20 protein-coding genes, 1 tRNA gene and 1 pseudogene are annotated in these 17245 nt (G+C 32.2%); 10 read left to right on the forward strand and 12 right to left on the reverse strand.

The window, feature by feature from the left end:
* Positions 1 to 37: 37 nt before the first annotated feature.
* A complete protein-coding gene (locus tag ACFX5D_RS07615) occupies positions 38 to 589 on the forward strand; it encodes a carboxymuconolactone decarboxylase family protein (RefSeq protein WP_379857642.1) in 552 nt (183 codons plus the stop codon).
* Between the two features lie 318 nt (positions 590 to 907).
* On the opposite strand, the gene ACFX5D_RS07620 is transcribed toward ACFX5D_RS07615, so the two are convergent.
* Entirely contained in the window at positions 908 to 1777 is an 870-nt protein-coding gene (locus ACFX5D_RS07620) for a lysophospholipid acyltransferase family protein (RefSeq protein WP_379857643.1), read from the reverse strand.
* 115 nt (positions 1778 to 1892) lie between these two features.
* On the opposite strand from ACFX5D_RS07620, the gene ACFX5D_RS07625 reads away from it, so the two are divergent.
* On the forward strand, positions 1893 to 2531 hold the full coding sequence (locus ACFX5D_RS07625; protein ID WP_379857644.1) for a rhomboid family intramembrane serine protease: 639 nt from the start codon (positions 1893 to 1895) through the stop codon (positions 2529 to 2531).
* A 58-nt stretch (positions 2532 to 2589) separates the two neighbouring features.
* Complete coding sequence (locus ACFX5D_RS07630) at positions 2590 to 3279, forward strand: SIMPL domain-containing protein (RefSeq protein WP_379857645.1); 690 nt, start codon at positions 2590 to 2592, stop codon at positions 3277 to 3279.
* A 192-nt stretch (positions 3280 to 3471) separates the two neighbouring features.
* On the opposite strand, the gene ACFX5D_RS07635 is transcribed toward ACFX5D_RS07630, so the two are convergent.
* The 6 genes and pseudogenes from ACFX5D_RS07635 to ACFX5D_RS07660 form a co-directional block, all read right to left on the reverse strand.
* A tRNA-Tyr gene (locus tag ACFX5D_RS07635) sits at positions 3472 to 3552 on the reverse strand.
* A 173-nt stretch (positions 3553 to 3725) separates the two neighbouring features.
* Positions 3726 to 4112 (reverse strand): annotated as a pseudogene (locus ACFX5D_RS07640) (TlpA family protein disulfide reductase); the annotation flags it as partial.
* A gap of 18 nt (positions 4113 to 4130) precedes the next feature.
* Positions 4131 to 4898: a DUF4369 domain-containing protein gene (locus tag ACFX5D_RS07645; protein WP_379857646.1), complete on the reverse strand. Its 768-nt coding sequence runs from the start codon at positions 4896 to 4898 to the stop codon at positions 4131 to 4133.
* Positions 4899 to 5215: 317 nt separating this feature from the next.
* Positions 5216 to 5398, reverse strand: coding sequence for a hypothetical protein (locus tag ACFX5D_RS07650; protein WP_379857647.1), 183 nt, complete (start codon positions 5396 to 5398; stop codon positions 5216 to 5218).
* A 223-nt stretch (positions 5399 to 5621) separates the two neighbouring features.
* Complete coding sequence (locus ACFX5D_RS07655) at positions 5622 to 6062, reverse strand: KTSC domain-containing protein (RefSeq protein ID WP_379857648.1); 441 nt, start codon at positions 6060 to 6062, stop codon at positions 5622 to 5624.
* A 174-nt stretch (positions 6063 to 6236) separates the two neighbouring features.
* The gene (locus ACFX5D_RS07660) at positions 6237 to 6485 is read right to left on the reverse strand and encodes a hypothetical protein (RefSeq protein WP_379857649.1); all 249 of its coding nucleotides are present in this window, start codon (positions 6483 to 6485) and stop codon (positions 6237 to 6239) included.
* Between the two features lie 92 nt (positions 6486 to 6577).
* Here ACFX5D_RS07660 and ACFX5D_RS07665 point away from each other — a divergent pair, with 92 nt between their 5' ends.
* Positions 6578 to 7123: a hypothetical protein gene (locus ACFX5D_RS07665; RefSeq protein ID WP_379857650.1), complete on the forward strand. Its 546-nt coding sequence runs from the start codon at positions 6578 to 6580 to the stop codon at positions 7121 to 7123.
* A gap of 74 nt (positions 7124 to 7197) precedes the next feature.
* On the opposite strand, the gene ACFX5D_RS07670 is transcribed toward ACFX5D_RS07665, so the two are convergent.
* Both ACFX5D_RS07670 and ACFX5D_RS07675 read right to left on the reverse strand, forming a co-directional pair.
* The gene (locus ACFX5D_RS07670) at positions 7198 to 7593 is read right to left on the reverse strand and encodes a response regulator (protein ID WP_379857651.1); all 396 of its coding nucleotides are present in this window, start codon (positions 7591 to 7593) and stop codon (positions 7198 to 7200) included.
* Positions 7590 to 9557, reverse strand: coding sequence for a PAS domain S-box protein (locus ACFX5D_RS07675; RefSeq protein WP_379857652.1), 1968 nt, complete (start codon positions 9555 to 9557; stop codon positions 7590 to 7592). Before ACFX5D_RS07675 ends, ACFX5D_RS07670 begins: the two co-directional genes overlap by 4 nt.
* Before the next feature lie 377 nt (positions 9558 to 9934).
* Between ACFX5D_RS07675 and ACFX5D_RS07680 the strand changes: the two genes are divergently transcribed.
* From ACFX5D_RS07680 to ACFX5D_RS07705, 6 genes are all read left to right on the forward strand, one after another.
* Complete coding sequence (locus ACFX5D_RS07680; protein WP_139259865.1) at positions 9935 to 10090, forward strand: hypothetical protein; 156 nt, start codon at positions 9935 to 9937, stop codon at positions 10088 to 10090.
* Between the two features lie 8 nt (positions 10091 to 10098).
* On the forward strand, positions 10099 to 10335 hold the full coding sequence (locus ACFX5D_RS07685) for a hypothetical protein (RefSeq protein WP_379857653.1): 237 nt from the start codon (positions 10099 to 10101) through the stop codon (positions 10333 to 10335).
* A 24-nt stretch (positions 10336 to 10359) separates the two neighbouring features.
* Positions 10360 to 10743, forward strand: coding sequence for a YchJ family protein (locus tag ACFX5D_RS07690; protein WP_379857654.1), 384 nt, complete (start codon positions 10360 to 10362; stop codon positions 10741 to 10743).
* Between the two features lie 102 nt (positions 10744 to 10845).
* Positions 10846 to 11964, forward strand: coding sequence for a vWA domain-containing protein (locus tag ACFX5D_RS07695; RefSeq protein WP_379852928.1), 1119 nt, complete (start codon positions 10846 to 10848; stop codon positions 11962 to 11964).
* Positions 11965 to 12002: 38 nt separating this feature from the next.
* Entirely contained in the window at positions 12003 to 13466 is a 1464-nt protein-coding gene (locus ACFX5D_RS07700) for an AAA family ATPase (RefSeq protein ID WP_379857655.1), read from the forward strand.
* Between the two features lie 210 nt (positions 13467 to 13676).
* Complete coding sequence (locus tag ACFX5D_RS07705; RefSeq protein ID WP_379857656.1) at positions 13677 to 14270, forward strand: 2OG-Fe(II) oxygenase; 594 nt, start codon at positions 13677 to 13679, stop codon at positions 14268 to 14270.
* An 81-nt stretch (positions 14271 to 14351) separates the two neighbouring features.
* Here the strand turns inward: ACFX5D_RS07705 and ACFX5D_RS07710 are convergent, their stop codons facing one another.
* The 3 genes from ACFX5D_RS07710 to ACFX5D_RS07720 form a co-directional block, all read right to left on the reverse strand.
* On the reverse strand, positions 14352 to 15101 hold the full coding sequence (locus tag ACFX5D_RS07710) for a GYF domain-containing protein (RefSeq protein WP_379857657.1): 750 nt from the start codon (positions 15099 to 15101) through the stop codon (positions 14352 to 14354).
* Positions 15102 to 15220: 119 nt separating this feature from the next.
* On the reverse strand, positions 15221 to 16372 hold the full coding sequence (locus tag ACFX5D_RS07715; protein WP_379857658.1) for a saccharopine dehydrogenase family protein: 1152 nt from the start codon (positions 16370 to 16372) through the stop codon (positions 15221 to 15223).
* A 353-nt stretch (positions 16373 to 16725) separates the two neighbouring features.
* Positions 16726 to 17245 (reverse strand): thermonuclease family protein (locus ACFX5D_RS07720; RefSeq protein ID WP_379857659.1); only part of this gene is annotated, 520 nt, incomplete at its 5' end.

Below are 17245 nucleotides of genomic sequence, written 5' to 3' on the forward strand. Positions count from 1 at the left end.
GATAGCATAGCCGTTATTTAACTTAAAAAAGAAAAAAATGGCACATTTAAAATTAGAAAATAATTCAATTTCTCCAATCTCACAGGAAATTTTTGATAAAACACAAAAAGGTTTGGGTTTTATTCCTAATATGTACACGAAAATGGGACAAAATCCTGCTTTGTTGGATTCCTATATTTATTCTTACAACAGTTTCAGAGCTAATTCAGGTTTTAATTCTGTGGAGCAGGAAGTTATTTTTTTATCAGTAGCTTTCGAGAATAATTGTGACTATTGCGTTGCAGCTCATAGTTTTATTGCGGATAAAATGTCAAAAGTTCCAACAGAAGTAACAAACGCCATCCGTGATGGAAAACAAGTTCCGGATGAAAAATTAGCAGCATTGTCTACATTAACACGAATTCTTACTTCAACGCGTGGTAATGCTGCCCAATCAGACGTAGATTCTTTTTTAGCAGCTGGATATGAAGAAGTGCATGTGTTGGGTATTATTGCAGGAATTGCAGTAAAATTAATGAGTAATTACTCCAATCACATTACTAATGCTGAAGTTGATGCAACCTTCGCAGATAGAGTTTGGAAAAAATAAATAAAACAATCCTGTATCTTTTTAATTATTAAAACCAATAAAGATTAATTTTTTTGTTGGTTTTTTTATTGGCAGAGGAAATCCGAGCTCCGTGTTAGGAAGTTGCAAAGGACGATGTCGGTATTCCTGAGTTTCTTCAGGTAAAAAAACCATATTGACTATTCAATTGAAAGAGTTAAATGAGAATTGAAAATATTGTAAATAGAGCTGGAAAGAGGATGTTTAAAAGAAACATAAAAATCACATCGCATAAACGTAATTGTTTATACTATGTAATTTTTTCTTGATTTTTTTTTGTTAGATACCTTTAAATAAACACTATTTCCTATGTTTCCATCTTTTATGCGTCCAAAAATAATATTCAGGAGCTTCGTGTATTTGTTTTTCTACTTCTTTTATAAAGGTATGAGTAATCCCAAAGCCGGGAACTGAATTTGGATTGTCACTTAAAGGAATTATGGTAAGTTCGTAATACCCTCTTTTAACCTTTTTTACTTTGGCAAAAACTACGGTCATATCATATTTTTTGGCTAACATTTCAGGGCCGGTATGAACAGGAACTTCGACACCCATGAAGCTATCCCAATGGAATATCCGGTCTGCTTTTGGAGATTGATCGCTGGCTAGTCCATATACACAATGAATCCCATTTTTTTGATTAGCTGCAATCAATGGAATTGTTTTATACGTTGGAACTAATTCTGTGTTGTATTTTGATCGAATATCTCGAACGAGTTTATCAAAATACTTGTTAGCTAATTTTTTGTAAACACCGACACCTTGAAAAGATATTTTTTGGTTCAGTGTAATCAGCCATTCCCAACTTGCATAATGAGAAGCTATTAGCATAATACTTTTTCCTTTTTTCTCATAGTCCTTAATAACCTCCAGATTTGTTATTACGAATCTTTTGTTCATTTCTTCAGACGAAATGGTCATGGTTTTTATCATTTCCATGAACATGTCGCATAAATGCTGATAGGATTTTTTCTCTATGACGAGACGTTCTTCGTCATTAAGATGAGGTAACGCCAAGGTTAAATTTGCTCTAACGGTTTTCTTTCGGTAACCAATGATGTAATAGACTATAAAATAGACGAAGTCAGATAACCAATAAAAAATGCGAAAAGGGAGAATAGAAATCATCCATAGAAATGGATAAGCTATTATAAATATAAGAAATTGCATTCAGTAATTTTTTATGCAAATATAAGGCAAAAATGAATATCGATATAAGTTTTGAACACTTACTAAAGAGATCTAGGAGAATCACTACATTTACAATTCAAAATAAATATACTTTATGAATGCCATTTTAATAGGAATAATAGTTGCTAATGTACTGATGAGTTACAAAGGGTTTAATGACCTTTCTTTTTTTAGAAAATATGAGTTTCATGTGGGCAGTATTCGAGCTGGAGAACAAATCCGAATGTTTTCGTCAGGATTTCTTCATGCTGATTTTCCACATCTGATTTTTAATATGTTAACGCTATATTTTTTTGCACCTGTTGTTATTGAGTATTTGGGAGAGTTCTCTTTTGCTTTGATTTATATCGGGAGTTTAATTTTTGGAAGTTTATTGACTATGATTTTGCATAAAAATGATTATAGTTATAGAGCCGTAGGAGCATCAGGGGCAGTTACAGGTGTTTTATATTCGGCGATATTATTACAACCGGATATGATGTTGGGTTTATTTTTCGTTATTCCTATACCAGCTTATCTTTTTGGAATTCTTTATTTAATGTATTCTATTTATGGGATGAAAGCTAAAAATGATAACATTGGTCACACTGCGCATTTCGGAGGCGCTATTGGAGGATATATGATAACACTTATAAAAGACCCTCAATTGTTTGTAGATCATACCTTGATGGTGATTTTATTGGCTATTCCCATAGTTATTCTTTTTGTGATGGAAAAAATGGGCAAGTTATAAGTAATGGCACAACTTTTGAAAGAGTAGTACAACAAAAAACAATTAAACATTAGATAAGATGAAAAAAGCACTACTAATTCTGTCAATTCTATTTCTCACACTTTCTTATGGTCAGGAAATTAAACAAATTCCGCAAATAAATGTAAATGGGGAAGGTAAAGTAAAGGTTGTTCCGGATCAGGCGACTATACTTGCAACAATTGAAACCAAAGGGAATAACGCCAAAGACGTTAAAAAAGACAATGATCAAAAAATGGAAGCCGTTTTGAGATTTATTAAAAAAATGAACTTGGCTGCCGCAGATTACAAGACCCAACGTGTTTCTTTGAATCCACAATACGATTATGAAAAAAAGAAACACAGCTATAATGCAACTCAGACTGTGGAAATTTTGCTAAGAGATTTATCAAAATATGATGAATTAATGGACGGTTTAGTCGACCAGGGGATTAATAGAATTGATAATGTAACCTTTCAATCTTCTAAGTTGGTTCAATACCAATCTGAAGCTAGAAAATTAGCTATGAAAGAGGCAAAAATGAAAGCGGAGGATTATGTTTCTGTTCTGGGACAAAAAGTAGGGCGTGCTATGACAATATCTGACAATTCACAGACTTATTATCCACAACCAATGTATGCGGCCATGAAATCAATGGAAATGAGCGATTCTAAAGCTCCAAGAGAAACGCTGGCAGTGGGAGAAATTAATATTACTGCTAATGTTAGTGTAAGTTTTATTTTGGAGTAATAAAATAAATTATGAATTATATAAATCCCATCTCATTTAAAAAGAGATGGGATTTTTTTTGAATTTATTTTTGCAAAAAAAAAAGTTAAACATTTTATGTTGATAGCAGTCCCTAATTAGGAGACTTCAGGGTTGGAGAACCTACAAAATTTTTATATAAAAAAAACGTTTCAATTGCTTGAAACGTTTTAGTGGGGAGAGCAGGATTCGAACCTGCGAAGTTTACACAGCAGATTTACAGTCTGCCCTCGTTGGCCGCTTGAGTATCTCCCCAAGACTCAACAAGCATTGCTTATTGTGCTAACCGGGTGCAAATATAAAAACTGTTTTGAAGTTTCCAAACTATATTTGCACTTAATTTTACTATTATTTTTAAAGTGTTGGTATTGAATAAAATAAAAAAATCTCCACTAGGGAGATTTTTCAGTTTATTCTATTAATTACGTTTATTTAGCCAAAAGCTCTATAATTTTCGCTCTTAATTCTTCACCTCTTAGATCTTTTGCAACTACATTCCCTGAAGCATCAAGAATAAAAGTGGCTGGAATAGATTTTACTTTATATTGTTTGGCAATAGGCTCATCCCAAAATTTTAAATTTGAAACATGGTTCCAAGTCAATTTATCTTTAGCTATAGCTTCTTTCCAAGCTTTAGCATCTTTATCTAAAGATACCCCAACAATATTAAGACCTTTTGAATGCAGGTCTTTATAAATTGCTACAACATTTGGATTTTCTGCTCTACAAGGTCCACACCAAGAAGCCCAAAAATCAACGATTGTAACTTTACCTAAACATTCTTTCAGAGAAATTACTTTCCCTTCAGGGTTAGGACCAGAAAAATCTGCTCTTCATTTAGCTTCAGCTGCTGGAGCTGGAGCCGGCGCTGGAGGAGTAGTTCCAACAGACGGTGATTTCATTTCGGCAAGTTTTGTTTTTACTGCTTTACCTGGTTTCGTATTTTTTAGAGACTCCTCTAAGCCATTGTACATTTTTTCAGATTTTTTAGAATCAGCGCTTGGATCATTCAACATTCCTTGAATAATTAAAACAGAAATAAATGATTTTGGGTGAGTTTCAGCATAAGCTACATATTTAGCTTTTGAAGCCTCGCCAACTTCTTTCTGGATTTTAGCAAAATCTTTCATTAAACCATTGATTACAACAGTATCTTTAGTTTGTTGTGCAGCATTCATTGCTTGCATGTTTTTTGTTTGGAAATCCATTAATTTCTTTTGAACTTGAGTAATTTCCTTATTGAAAGTTACATATTCATCGTTGTTATATGTACCTGAAACTTTTGATTTTTGAAGAGTGTCTTTATTTACTACTATTGTAATATCGCCATTTTCTAAAATGAAAGGAATTTTTTCTTGTGTTCCTTCAATTTGTAATGTATGAAAAGTAGGCTCTAAAGCTTTTCCTTTAATTTCAAATTTACCATTTTCAATTTTTACAGTATCGATAGCAATCATTCCCATACCATTTTCATTTTGGGTTTCCATGATCACTGTTTTTCCATTTTCAAATCCTGTTGCAGTACCGGAGATGGTATATTTATCTTTAGCACAAGAAGTCAAGATCACAACAGCAGAAAGTAATAAAATTATTTTTTTCATTATTTATTTAGTTAATTAAGTTAAGTCAGCAAAAGTATTTAAAAAAATAAATTATCTATAACTTTAGCACTTAAATTTTTGTTATAGTTTTTTATTCTTAATAAGCTTTTAGGATCGTTAAAAGCGAAATAATTGGCGATATTATACTAAATCAAATTTGTAATTTTTTTTGATTTCTATTTCTAAAAAAACAATATATTTTAAAATACTGATTAGTAATTGTTTAGCCTAATTTCAGTAAAAATAAATAGTAGTAACAACACAATCAGACCTTCGAGTAATGGAAAAGGTTATGGATGTTTTATTTAGCAATAGGATTAAGTATTTTCTATAGATGTAGGATGACTAATTTCACATTTTGCATTACTGTAATCCGCATGTTCTAATTCATTAACGGGAATCTTAATGTCTAAATTGATTTCTCTCAATTTTTTGTTTAAACCCGAAGAGATAGGATTTGATTCAAGCACTAATTCAATTTGAGATTTTTGTAGTTGCAATATCTCCAAAGTTTCTTTTGCTTTTTTGCATTGGGACTTAAATATTTCGCAAGGATGTTTTATGATTTTATATTTAAATTTACTTTTGATCGCTAAATTGTTAAATATAAGTTTATTACACAAGTTTGTTTTTTGAAGGACTCTTCGAAAACAAAGAATAAAATTATATTAAAATAAAAAAGCACCCGTCTATAGGGTGCTTGGGATATTCTATCTTAAAAAATTAATCTTGGTTTATCGTTTTTCTCCAAGTAAAAGAATTAAGAATATGTCTTTTTGCAAATCTTCCAGGAGAATCTGCATTGACCATTTTCACATAAGTTGCTTTTGGTACACTAATATACTCGTAAACACTACCATTTGAAAAATTGATTATCAATCGACCTTCAACAAACTTATAATCTGAAATTGTTGCAGTTGCAATAGTTTCAGTATATTCTGGTAAGTTTTGTTTAAGAGTTTCCGGATTGATACTTACCAAGAAATGATAAGCTTCAATAATTTTTTTACTATTTTCTTCAGCAGCTTTTAATCCAGCTTCATCTCCTGAAAATTTGTCAGGATGTGCTTCTTTCATCGCATTACGATAAATTGTTTTCAAATCTTTAAGCGCAGCAGTTTTGTCTACATTTAGTAGTTTGCGGTATTCAACTATTTTTTTCATAAATATGGTAACTACTTGTCTTTTAATATAAAATCAATATAATTTGATTTCAAAATCGACAAATTTTTTGCAAAGGTACACTTTTTTTTAACTTTTTAGTTTATGACTAAAAAATTTTCAAAAAAAAGTGACCAATACTTATGTATTTTATTTAAAAATACGGTTCAACGATTTTTATTGCTGTGGTTTATTATTTGCTTTGTCAAAGTTTTTTGACTTTTTCTGATATTTATTATAACTAATATCACTTGGATTTTCTATTATGGATTTTATTGTAATCCAATCTCCAACAATATGTTTAGCCTGAACCATTTTGTAATCTAAAAGATATACACCACAAAAAAAATTGTTGTTTTCATCTTTTTCAATTATTCCGGTATATACCCCTTTTTGTAACATCTTTTCGTCTGCAGCTTTGGTCATGATCTATTTTATTTATTGAAATTCTAGTTTGCAAAGTTAATCAAATATTATTTGTCTTGCTCTATTTTAGACTTTCTGATTACCTTTGTTTTATGGAAAAAATATTTCGTCCCAATCCCAATTCATTCAAAAATACCTTTTGTGTGTTTCAGGAAGTGTCATTGATTAGCCTGAAAGGATTGGTAGTTCAATACCAAAGTAAAGCAGGGAGCAGTTATTATTATTCTAAATCAGGAATGTATCGATTGTCTAATCATTGGGGGCGATTGGCTAATAGCAAATGGCGTTTGGAGCCACTGGAACCTGAATCAGAATCTAAAATTAAATTAGGTTTTGCTCCTTGGGAGAATTTTTATTATGATAATCCAGTGGATGAGTTGTATTATTTAGAAGCAAATTATTTGAAACAGACTGTCAATTATCAGCATAAAAACAATTCAAATTATGATAATAAAGCCATTCTTCGGACGAGTTTTGAAACCACAAAAAGAATCAAACAAATTAGGAATCTCTTTGCGTTGACATCATGGGCAAAGTATTTTGAATATGATGATTTGGACATTTTGCGAAAAAAAATTATTGAGGAATTAATATTTACCCGTAGAACTTTGGACGAAATAAAAAGAGAAATCGTTTAGCTTTCAATCCTTAATAACAAAGATTTATGTCATTCGAAATACAATCAACAATTGCCAAAATTTATTATGGTATTTTAATCATTTGAGGCAATTAAAATTAAATCGTTTATGTGTACAGGTTTAGATAAATATCCTAATATATCTGGATACGTTTTCGATTTATTTTTATCTTCTATAGCAATGGAAGAACTTACGACGTAAACAATAATTTTTTTGGTCATTGAAGGCTTTAAAATTGTCATTTCTTCCATAAATTCCCATCCATCCATAATGGGCATATTAATATCCAATAATATGATATCTGGTAGCAATTCATCCTGCTTTGCTAGAGAAGTTAAAGTATCTATTGCTTCTTTACCGTTTTTAAAAGAAGTTACGTTAGAGAACATTTCAGATTTTTGAATAATTTTATTAACTATAATTTGATATATAGTATCGTCGTCTATTACCCATATTGTTTTTTTTCTCATTGAATATAGATTTTAAATGTTGTCCCAATATTAGGTTCACTTTCTACAGTTATATTGCCTCCCATGGCATCAATTTGATTTTTTGTTATAAATAGCCCAATTCCTTTTGCATCTGAATTATTACTGAATGTTTTGTACATTCCAAAAATTTTATCCGCATTTTTAACAAGATCTATTCCAACTCCATTATCTGAAATTTGTAGCACATTTATCTCATTTTCTAAAAGCCATTTGATTGAAATAGCTGGTTTTCGCTCCGGATGCCTGTATCTAATGGAATTAGAGATAACATTATAAAGTATACTTTCCAGATAAGCCGGATTATAATTTACCATGACGTCGTCTGGTATCATAGAGGTAATTGCAACATCATTTAGTGTTATTTGTTCGGTTAGGACCCTTTGCGCAGTGTCTATATATTGTTTTAGATTTAAGGATTCTGATACTAAACCTATATTCGTTCTTATATTGATGACCTCGTTTAAGTGAAGCATGGTTTCATTCAATGAATTAGAAATAGATTTCAATAACTGGATCATTTCATTTCTTTCTTCTTCTGATTCCGAAATTTCAATTAGATCCATAATCGAAGAAATATTGCTCGTATGTGATCTTAAATTATGAGAAACGATATAAGAGAAATTAAGAAGTCTTTTATTTTGCTCCGTAACTAAATTGAAAGAATCATTTAATTCTTTTTCGGCTTCCTTTTTTAATGAAATGTCTTCAATAATTGCAATGTGAGTTGTGGGTTTCTCATTGATATTCCAAAGAGGCGAAACAGTAAGTTTTATCCAGATAACATTGTTTTTCTTTGTAATATAGCGTTTTTCCATTGAATACGCTCTTATTTTTCCTTCTTTTAATTTTGCCATACTCATTAAATCTTCTTCTAAATCATCTGGATAGGTTACGAATTGAAAACTCATTTCTTTCATTTCCTGTTCAGAATATCCTAGTAAGTTGCATAATTGCTTATTTATTTTCAGAAAATTGCCAGAATACGAATCAATATAGGCAATTCCTACGGCGGCCTGATCAAAAATTGACTTGTATTTTATTTCACTATTCAAAAGTTTCGTTGCCTGGTTATGAACTAAAAGCTGAAATTCTTGAGGCATTCTTAAAAGTGAAGTTATCGTAAAACCAAAAACTGCCGCAAAAATAAGACCTAATATTCCTGGGATTAAAATTTGGTAGTAAAGATAATTTTGATGTTTAGAAATTAGGTATAATTTCCATTCTCCATCAGGAATAGATGCAGAAATGTGATATTTTTTAGAAAAATTACTTGTATTAGGTAAATAAAAAACTTCTTGTAAGGTAACTGCATTTTTTTTGGATAACTGAAAATAATATTTTGACCCATCAGCATTATTAATGCCTGAATCTAATAAATGATTCAATTTAATGACTACAGCAGAAAATCCCCAAAATACGTTATTATGAAAAACAGGGAAACGTCCAACAATTCCAACACCTCCCTGTTTTAAATCTAAAGGACCGGCAAAATACATTTTTTGAGTTGCAATCGATTTTAGTGCTTCCTTAAGATAAGGAGGAGCTAAAATATTTAAATTTATCACAGCCTCATTCCCTTTCATTGGATAAATATATTTAATCACTCCTTTTGGCACTAGTTGAACGGCAGAAATACTATGATTTGATTCTAATAGTTTTTTTCCAATAGCATCAAAATTTTGTGGATCACCTTTGTCATTTATAGTTAATGCTAAAGTTAATGCAGTAGTGTAGCAGTTTCTTAGCGATTGTTCTATATTTTGTTGAACGCTTTGTAGCGTGTTATTCATTTCCGTGTGTTCATCTTCTTTAACTATTCGATATTGTTGATAAACAATATAGCCAACAACTAGGCTCAAAAAAAGGAACACAAGCAGACCTGTAGTTTTTGGTTTATTTAAAAACCACGAAATAAACTTTGTCCATTTTTTTTCTAATATCATAGGATAATTTGATCGGCTTTGAGACTTTTTTTTACTAGTGGCTAAATATAAATAAAAAAAATTAATTAGCACAAGTCGTTAATTGATTGCAAAGAAATTTTCTGACGCTAGTGAAGTAGTCCATATTGTATTCCTATATAATTGTTTATCAACGCTATTTAAATTGCGGATTTAATTTTTGTAATAAAATTAATTTATCTATAAGTAATATCTTATTTTTTTTATTTTTTTTCGTTTAAAAAGTTGCTAATTAGTCTCAGTGAATCTTGAATTCAATCGATAATCAAGACAAAAACAATCTAAATTTGAATAAATAACCCGAACTTTGCACAAGTTTTGAATCAAATAATTGATTGTGATAATTAAGAGTAAAGGAAATGAGTAGAAATAATGAAGGGAATATCAAGAAACACAACGATAAACTGCATAAAGCACAGGACAAAGCAAAGCAAGCTGAACGAGATCGTAAAGAAAAATTAAAGCAAATTGTAAAGAAGTTTAACGAAACTAATTCTTCCGAGAGTAACCAATAAATACTAGTATGCAAAAAGATAAATTTAATATAATAAAAAATAAGGTGCAGGAAATAATTAATTTTATTGCCGAAAAAAATTCGAGAAAGGCCAACAATAGATTAGTTGAAGTAAGTGAGGAACTGGACGAATTGCTTGATTTTTCTGACGACGATGAAGATCTAATGGAAGTAAGTCGCTATCAAGTATTGTTAAATCAATTGCATCAAAAAATAGCGGGGCTTGACGGACAAGCGACAAGTTAAATTTAAAAAGATCTTATCAATTTAATGATTCAAAAAAAATGCTATTGCGGTTCCTTTAAAACTTTTAAGGACTGTTGTGAACCTTTTATAAACGAAAGTAAAAAAGCCCCAACTGCTGTAACACTAATGCAATCTCGGTATTCCGCTTATGCCACACTTCACGTTGATTATTTAATGGCTACAACTCATTTTTCTGAAAGGAAATACCATTCTAAATCCGAAATTCTAAATTGGGCTAGTAGTAATCAGTGGCTTAAATTAGAAATTATCAACGCTACAGCGAATACGGTTGAATTCAAAGCCTATTTTTTGGACAGAGAATTTCAAAAACAAATTCATCATGAACGTTCTGCTTTCATATGTGAAAACGGAAGTTGGTTTTATGTCGATGGGGAATTTTTTAATTAATTTTTATTTTTTATACCTGCATAATAGTGTCTTTATGTTTTAACTAAAAATTAATAAACGTTTGTCTAACCTACGGTTTAAAATAATGTACTTTTAAAGTCTATGAAAAATGATAATAAAAAAGGATTTTATTTTAAACAATATGAAGCGCCATTTCAGTCTCCATTTGATAAACTCTTTGGTGTTTTCAAAGAATTAATCACACATACTTCAGGAGATTTTGATGAAGCGATTGATTGGTTAAGAGAATTAGATAAGGAGTATAAATTGACTGATGAACATTACACCATTGATGATTTCATCGAAGATTTAAAGAAAAAAGGGTACATCCGTGATGAACTCAAAGAAGATGGTACTTCAGGAATTGGAATTACTTCAAAAACGGAGCGCGCCATCAGGCAACAAGCGTTAGATACCATTTTTGGGAACTTAAAGCGTTCTGGAACTGGTAATCACAAAACTAAACATTCTGGGAATGGAGATGAACATACAGGAGAATTTCGAGAGTTTCATTTTGGTGATGGTCTCGAAAGAATTTCATTGACCGAAAGTTTACGCAATGCCCAAATTAATAATGGGGTAGAAAGTTTTATGCTCACTGAAAATGATTTGGTCGTTGAAGAAACCCAATTCAAATCCCAAATGAGTACCGTTTTGATGATCGACATCAGTCACAGTATGATTTTATATGGTGAAGACCGAATCACACCTGCTAAAAAAGTGGCAATGGCTCTGGCTGAATTGATTACGACACGTTATCCAAAAGACACTTTAGATATTTTGGTTTTTGGGAATGATGCCTGGACTATAGCAATCAAGGACTTGCCCTATTTAAAAGTAGGACCTTTTCACACTAATACGGTCGCAGGTTTACAATTGGCCATGGATATTCTCCGCAGGAAACGAAATACCAACAAGCAAATTTTCATGATTACCGATGGTAAACCAAGTTGTGTTCGCGAAAAAGATGGTTCTTATTACATGAACAGCAATGGCTTGGACGAATATATTGTGGATAAATGCTACAGTCAGGCACAACAGGCCCGAAAATTGCACATTCCCATTACTACTTTTATGATTGCTAATGATCCGTATTTACAACAGTTTGTCAATCGGTTTACGGAAGCTAACCAAGGAAAAGCATTTTATACTGGATTGAAAGGTTTAGGAGAAATGATTTTTGAAGATTATGAAACAAATCGTAAAAAAAGAATAAAATAAAGGATTAGAGAAAAGAAACAAGACGAAAGACAATTTACATGAAAATAGAAAATATAAAAACACTCGGAGAATTAAAAGAATCAGGTTATAAAAGCAAAAGCATCAAGGATGAGTTGCGTACCAATCTTAGAGAAAAGATTAAATTAGGAAAACCCACTTTTGAAGGAGTTCATGGATTTGAGAATACGGTAATTCCAGAATTAGAACGTGCAATTTTATCGCGTCACAATATCAATTTGTTAGGTCTTCGTGGTCAAGCCAAAACCAGATTGGCACGTAAAATGGTGGAATTATTAGACGAATATATTCCGTTTGTAAACGGTTCCGAAATTAATGACGATCCGTTGCAACCAATTTCCCGTTTTGCAAAAGACATTATTGAATTAAAAGGCGATGAAACGCCAATTTCCTGGTTACACAGAAGCGACCGTTTCTTCGAAAAATTAGCCACGCCGGATGTTACCGTTGCGGATTTAATAGGCGATGTAGATCCGATAAAAGCAGCGAATTTAAAACTGTCTTACGCGGATGATCGTGTGATACATTTTGGAATGATTCCGCGTGCGAATCGTTGTATTTTTGTAATCAATGAACTACCTGATTTACAAGCTCGAATTCAAGTGGCCTTATTTAATATATTGCAAGAGGGTGATATCCAGATTCGAGGTTTTAAATTGCGAATGCCACTAGATATGCAGTTTGTCTTCACTGCTAATCCAGAGGATTACACGAATCGAGGGAGTATTGTTACGCCCTTGAAAGACAGAATTGGATCTCAAATCTTAACACATTACCCAGATACTATTAAGATTGCCAGAACAATTACAGAGCAGGAAGCTAAACTTGATGTTAAACAAAGTGATATGGTTTATGTTCCTTCGTTAGCCCGAGATTTATTGGAACAAATCAGTTTTGAAGCACGAGAAAGTGAGTATATTGATAATAAAAGTGGCGTGAGTGCCAGATTGAGTATTACCGCTTTAGAGAATTTATTAAGCACTGCCGAAAGAAGAGCATTGAAATCAGGAGAAGATAAAACTACTTTACGATTATCTGATTTTATGGGAATTATTCCCGCTATTACCGGTAAAGTAGAATTAGTTTACGAAGGAGAGCAGGAGGGCGCAGCCGCTGTAGCACAACATTTATTAGGGGATGCCATTCATACTTTTTTTCCTGCCTATTTCCCAAAAATTGAAAAACTGGAAAAACAAGACGAGAAAACACCTTATACGGATATCATCGAATGGTTTTTTGCAGAAAGCGGTTTCGAATTATTGGATGATTGTTCTGATGATGAGTACCAAAGAATTCTGGGAGGTATTGTTCCTTTAGAAATTTTAATCAAGAAATACCAACCAGAATTAGAAAAAGAGGAAAAGTTTTTCATGAAAGAATTTATACTTTGGGGATTAGTGGAATATAAGAAACTTAGTAAAGATCGCTTTGCTGATGGCTATCAATTTAAAGATATCTACGGAAGTTATATCAGTAAGTTATAAATACCTGCAAGTTATAAGCCATGTAAGTCATTTAAGGAATTTCAATTTTGTAGTTTCTTAAATGACTTTTATGGATATAATTGTTAGTGTGTTTTACTTTAAAGAAACGATTTTGCATTTTAAATTTTTATTTATTTCGTAATGAGCCAATAACGATTTTATTTAGTCTACCTTGTCCCGTTGGCGGTATTTGCAGTTAACAAAAACGACATGGAAAACAGCTTTGAGGATTTAATAGCCTCCTATATTGAAAATAGTGTAGGTATATCCGAACATTTTTTAAGTGACGCTTTGGCAAATAACCTAAAGCAAAATTTACTTGCTTTAAACCAACAGAGTTTATTGATAGAAGCAGGAACAGGCAACTCAGAAGTTGTTTCTTACGATAGTACGGTAAGAAGAGATTCTATTTATTGGCTGGATAAAAAGCACAATAATATATTCGAAAATGAATTCTTTACTCAAATTGAAGCTTTTATAACCTACTTAAATTTAAGTTGTTATACTGGAATTACTGGATATGAGTTTCATTATTCCTTGTATGAAAAAGGAGATTTTTATCTAAAGCATTTGGATCAGTTCAAAAACAACCCAAGTCGAAAGTACTCGATGATTAGTTATTTGAATAGTGATTGGCAAGAAAGTGATGGCGGAGAGTTATTAATTCATCAAATAAATAACAATCAAAAAATTTCACCTACTCAGGGTAAAACCGTTTTCTTTAAAAGTGACGAATTGGTGCATGAGGTTTTGGTAACCCATAATACCCGAATGAGTATCACAGGGTGGTTGAAGTGCGATTGATAGCTGTATTCGTTACAATTATTACTTTTATTGTTCTCTAAAATTCAGAAAATACGACTACTAATTAATTAAAATCACGAACTAATTTACGTCAGTAACTCCACTAACTTTTGGCTGTATTTTTTCCAGCTCTAAGTACAATTGATCTTTTTCTTTTCTAAGTTTATCAATTTCGTTTATCCAATGTTCAATATCTCTTTGGATTAAACTTATTTCTTCACTTTTTTCATCGGTTGTTCGCAAAAACTCGAAATCGTTTGCTTCAACTAATTTATTTTTTGCCTCTTCCAGATTTCTAATATCATCAAGTAGTTGTTTTTGAATCTCTAAAAGCCGACTACTTAATTGTTGCTTTCTTTCGGTTGTCAGCCTTTCTAACTCTTTGCGTTCTTGCTCTGCAATACGGATTTTTTGTTCCTCGATTTCTCTTTGTTGTATCAGAAATTGTTGATTGTTTCTTTCCGTAATCTTATTTTTTTGCTCTAAAACATTTTTTCTATTTTCTTCAAAAAGATTAAAACTTATTGTTCCAATTATTAAAACTAAAACAATTAAAACTGGAAAAAAGATATCTTTTTTAATTCCTAAAATTTTGGTATTAAGTTCTTTATCTATAGATTTTGTCGTTTGTGTAGGCGTAATGATAGATTTTAAAGGGGGAGGAATTATGATTAAAATAGTTTTCAATTCTACCACTTCTTCTGCGTATTTCCAGTCTTCCATTCCTTGGCACCAGACAGGAGTAGTTTTAGTAATTTTTTTACTTCTTAGTTCGTCTAGCCCAAATGGACCTGTACTTTCATTTCCGTTATGTATGTAGTAGGTATTCATGTACTGACACTTATGTATTTGTAGATTTACTGCTTTAAATATTCAAAAGTACAAAACAAATCGCTTTTTTCTATAGAAGTTTTTATTTGAATATTTATTTCGATTTACTCATTAGTAGTTTATGAAGTTTTCATTTTTCCGTAGACCCGCACAATATAATTTCCGTTTAAAAACGCTATCGAATCAATGTGGCTTTGCAGAATAATACCATTATGAGGATTTTCGAGCAATAGCTTAGCAGCTTGGGCTAAAGGAGCAGCCGTGGTGGTTTGTATGGCTCTTAATTGGTGCTTTCCTATTTTTTGAGGAAGTATGCGTTTGGCAATTTCTCGCCGGCGTAAAATTCCATCTGCATCTTTTCCTTCTACCGCAGCATATAAAATAATTTGATCGTCTTCTACGTGAGGTATTATAGCTTCCATTTTTTGTTGTAAGTCAATAATTGAATTGTCGAAATTCACCAAATTTAAAAATTGATCCTGTACCCATGCATAATGTCCTGGATGGCGAAGGGTTTTGTAATCAAGGGAGCCCACTTTTCCCGATAATGCATCAGCCAAATCTGCTGACCCACCTGATGTCAGATCTTCCTCGTAAGTTACACCATCAATAATAATCGTTTTTCTTTCTGATAAGGATGGCAGGGTAGTTTTTATAAAGTTTCTCAGTACAATGGTGTCTTCAAGATATTCAGTTGCAACACCTATTGGGCTCCAAGTAAATCCATAATAATGTGGAGCAACAGCATGTGTGGTAAGTGCACCAACTTTTAACTCAAGTTTGTCCACTTTGGCAACATTAAAATCAGAACAAAACTCTTGAAAAATCCCGTTGGCCAATAAGCCAATGTATCCGGGAGCTAGACCTGTCTGAAGTAAAAAACCAGTTTCGGCATTTTTTGCCAAAGCGATTATTTCTTCAGTTTCGGAAACATATTCCGTGAGGTTAGCGTACTGCAGTTTGAAATCTTTGGCAAACTGAGCGATCCTTGGTGCCTGGCTTCCAGGTAGACAGTCCAGAATGATGTCTCCCTGGCGCAAGATTACTCTCATTTCATCCGTTAGACCTGTTTCCGCAAGATGAAAGTCCTTTATGAATCCGGAATTGGTTGTTCCTTCTTGAATCCAATTAGCTACTTTTTTTGCTTTCGAATGGGTTCTGTCACCAATAAAAAGAGTAGGGGTGACTTCGCTCCATTCCATCAATATCAAACCGACGGCTTCGGCAATTCCTCCAGCTCCAGCAATAATAATGTTGAAGTGCTTTTTCATACAATAAAGATACCGCTTTTTCTTTATTCAGTATTTGAGATTGTATAGTAATTTGTGGATTATGAAAGCCCGATTCCTGTCAAGGATATTAATGAAAAGCACGCAAGGGAAGAAGCACCTTATAAAACAAACACTGAAACAGCAACCTGAGGAAGTTACTTATGGGGTTATATTTTACGGATAACTTTCTGCGGACTTGCAATGTATCGTGTGTTCAGACAGTAAAATAATTACTTTCCGATGCAGAATATGAAGTAGTTAATATTTACAGTGGTTAACGAAGATTGGGCAACAAACAGCCATCAAATAATCGATAAAAACCATAAATACAAGACAATAATTAACAATATCTATTAGAATTTACTCACTAAAGAATAAAGTCCTTTTGATGTGATTTTTGCTTGTAAACTCCATTCTTGGTACAAAGGTAGCATTTTACAAAATACATCGCTATATGGTTTTGCATATCCTTCTCGAATCATTATTTCATTCAAACTTCTACCGTCATTTAGTATCAAATAACCAAGGGATCTACCGTATTTGTCAACTAAATTATTTTCTTCCTGAACCAACGTACAAACATCACCTAAGTTAACTTGATCTTTTAAAAAGTTAAATGATAGGTACCCCAGTTTGATTAATAGAGCAGCTGGCATTTGTAGTGCTTTTTCATCATTTTTAATTTTGTTGCAATAGGTCATTTCAGGCGCGTCAATTCCATATAAGCGAATTTCAAACTCTCTTTTTGTTATATAATTGGAAAAACCGGTCAAATTGACCACCCTATTCCAGTGTAAATTGACCACCAGTTTCGGAGCAAACTGACCACCACTTTCCAGTTCAAATTGACCACCTGATTTTGGTGTACAATTA

This window comes from Flavobacterium fructosi, from assembly GCF_042787335.1.
GTDB lineage: Bacteria > Bacteroidota > Bacteroidia > Flavobacteriales > Flavobacteriaceae > Flavobacterium > Flavobacterium fructosi.

Coding starts and splice junctions, on each gene's coding strand:
- ACFX5D_RS07700 (WP_379857655.1), top strand. CDS start 12,003: ATGAAAATAGAAAATATAAAAACACTCGGAGAATTAAAAGAATCAGGT.
- ACFX5D_RS07685 (WP_379857653.1), top strand. CDS start 10,099: ATGCAAAAAGATAAATTTAATATAATAAAAAATAAGGTGCAGGAAATA.
- ACFX5D_RS07675 (WP_379857652.1), bottom strand. CDS start 9,557: ATGATATTAGAAAAAAAATGGACAAAGTTTATTTCGTGGTTTTTAAAT.
- ACFX5D_RS07670 (WP_379857651.1), bottom strand. CDS start 7,593: ATGAGAAAAAAAACAATATGGGTAATAGACGACGATACTATATATCAA.
- ACFX5D_RS07710 (WP_379857657.1), bottom strand. CDS start 15,101: ATGAATACCTACTACATACATAACGGAAATGAAAGTACAGGTCCATTT.
- ACFX5D_RS07715 (WP_379857658.1), bottom strand. CDS start 16,372: ATGAAAAAGCACTTCAACATTATTATTGCTGGAGCTGGAGGAATTGCC.
- ACFX5D_RS07680 (WP_139259865.1), top strand. CDS start 9,935: ATGAGTAGAAATAATGAAGGGAATATCAAGAAACACAACGATAAACTG.
- ACFX5D_RS07645 (WP_379857646.1), bottom strand. CDS start 4,898: ATGAAAAAAATAATTTTATTACTTTCTGCTGTTGTGATCTTGACTTCT.
- ACFX5D_RS07660 (WP_379857649.1), bottom strand. CDS start 6,485: ATGACCAAAGCTGCAGACGAAAAGATGTTACAAAAAGGGGTATATACC.
- ACFX5D_RS07665 (WP_379857650.1), top strand. CDS start 6,578: ATGGAAAAAATATTTCGTCCCAATCCCAATTCATTCAAAAATACCTTT.
- ACFX5D_RS07655 (WP_379857648.1), bottom strand. CDS start 6,062: ATGAAAAAAATAGTTGAATACCGCAAACTACTAAATGTAGACAAAACT.
- ACFX5D_RS07620 (WP_379857643.1), bottom strand. CDS start 1,777: ATGCAATTTCTTATATTTATAATAGCTTATCCATTTCTATGGATGATT.
- ACFX5D_RS07615 (WP_379857642.1), top strand. CDS start 38: ATGGCACATTTAAAATTAGAAAATAATTCAATTTCTCCAATCTCACAG.
- ACFX5D_RS07705 (WP_379857656.1), top strand. CDS start 13,677: ATGGAAAACAGCTTTGAGGATTTAATAGCCTCCTATATTGAAAATAGT.
- ACFX5D_RS07625 (WP_379857644.1), top strand. CDS start 1,893: ATGAATGCCATTTTAATAGGAATAATAGTTGCTAATGTACTGATGAGT.
- ACFX5D_RS07695 (WP_379852928.1), top strand. CDS start 10,846: ATGAAAAATGATAATAAAAAAGGATTTTATTTTAAACAATATGAAGCG.
- ACFX5D_RS07630 (WP_379857645.1), top strand. CDS start 2,590: ATGAAAAAAGCACTACTAATTCTGTCAATTCTATTTCTCACACTTTCT.
- ACFX5D_RS07690 (WP_379857654.1), top strand. CDS start 10,360: ATGATTCAAAAAAAATGCTATTGCGGTTCCTTTAAAACTTTTAAGGAC.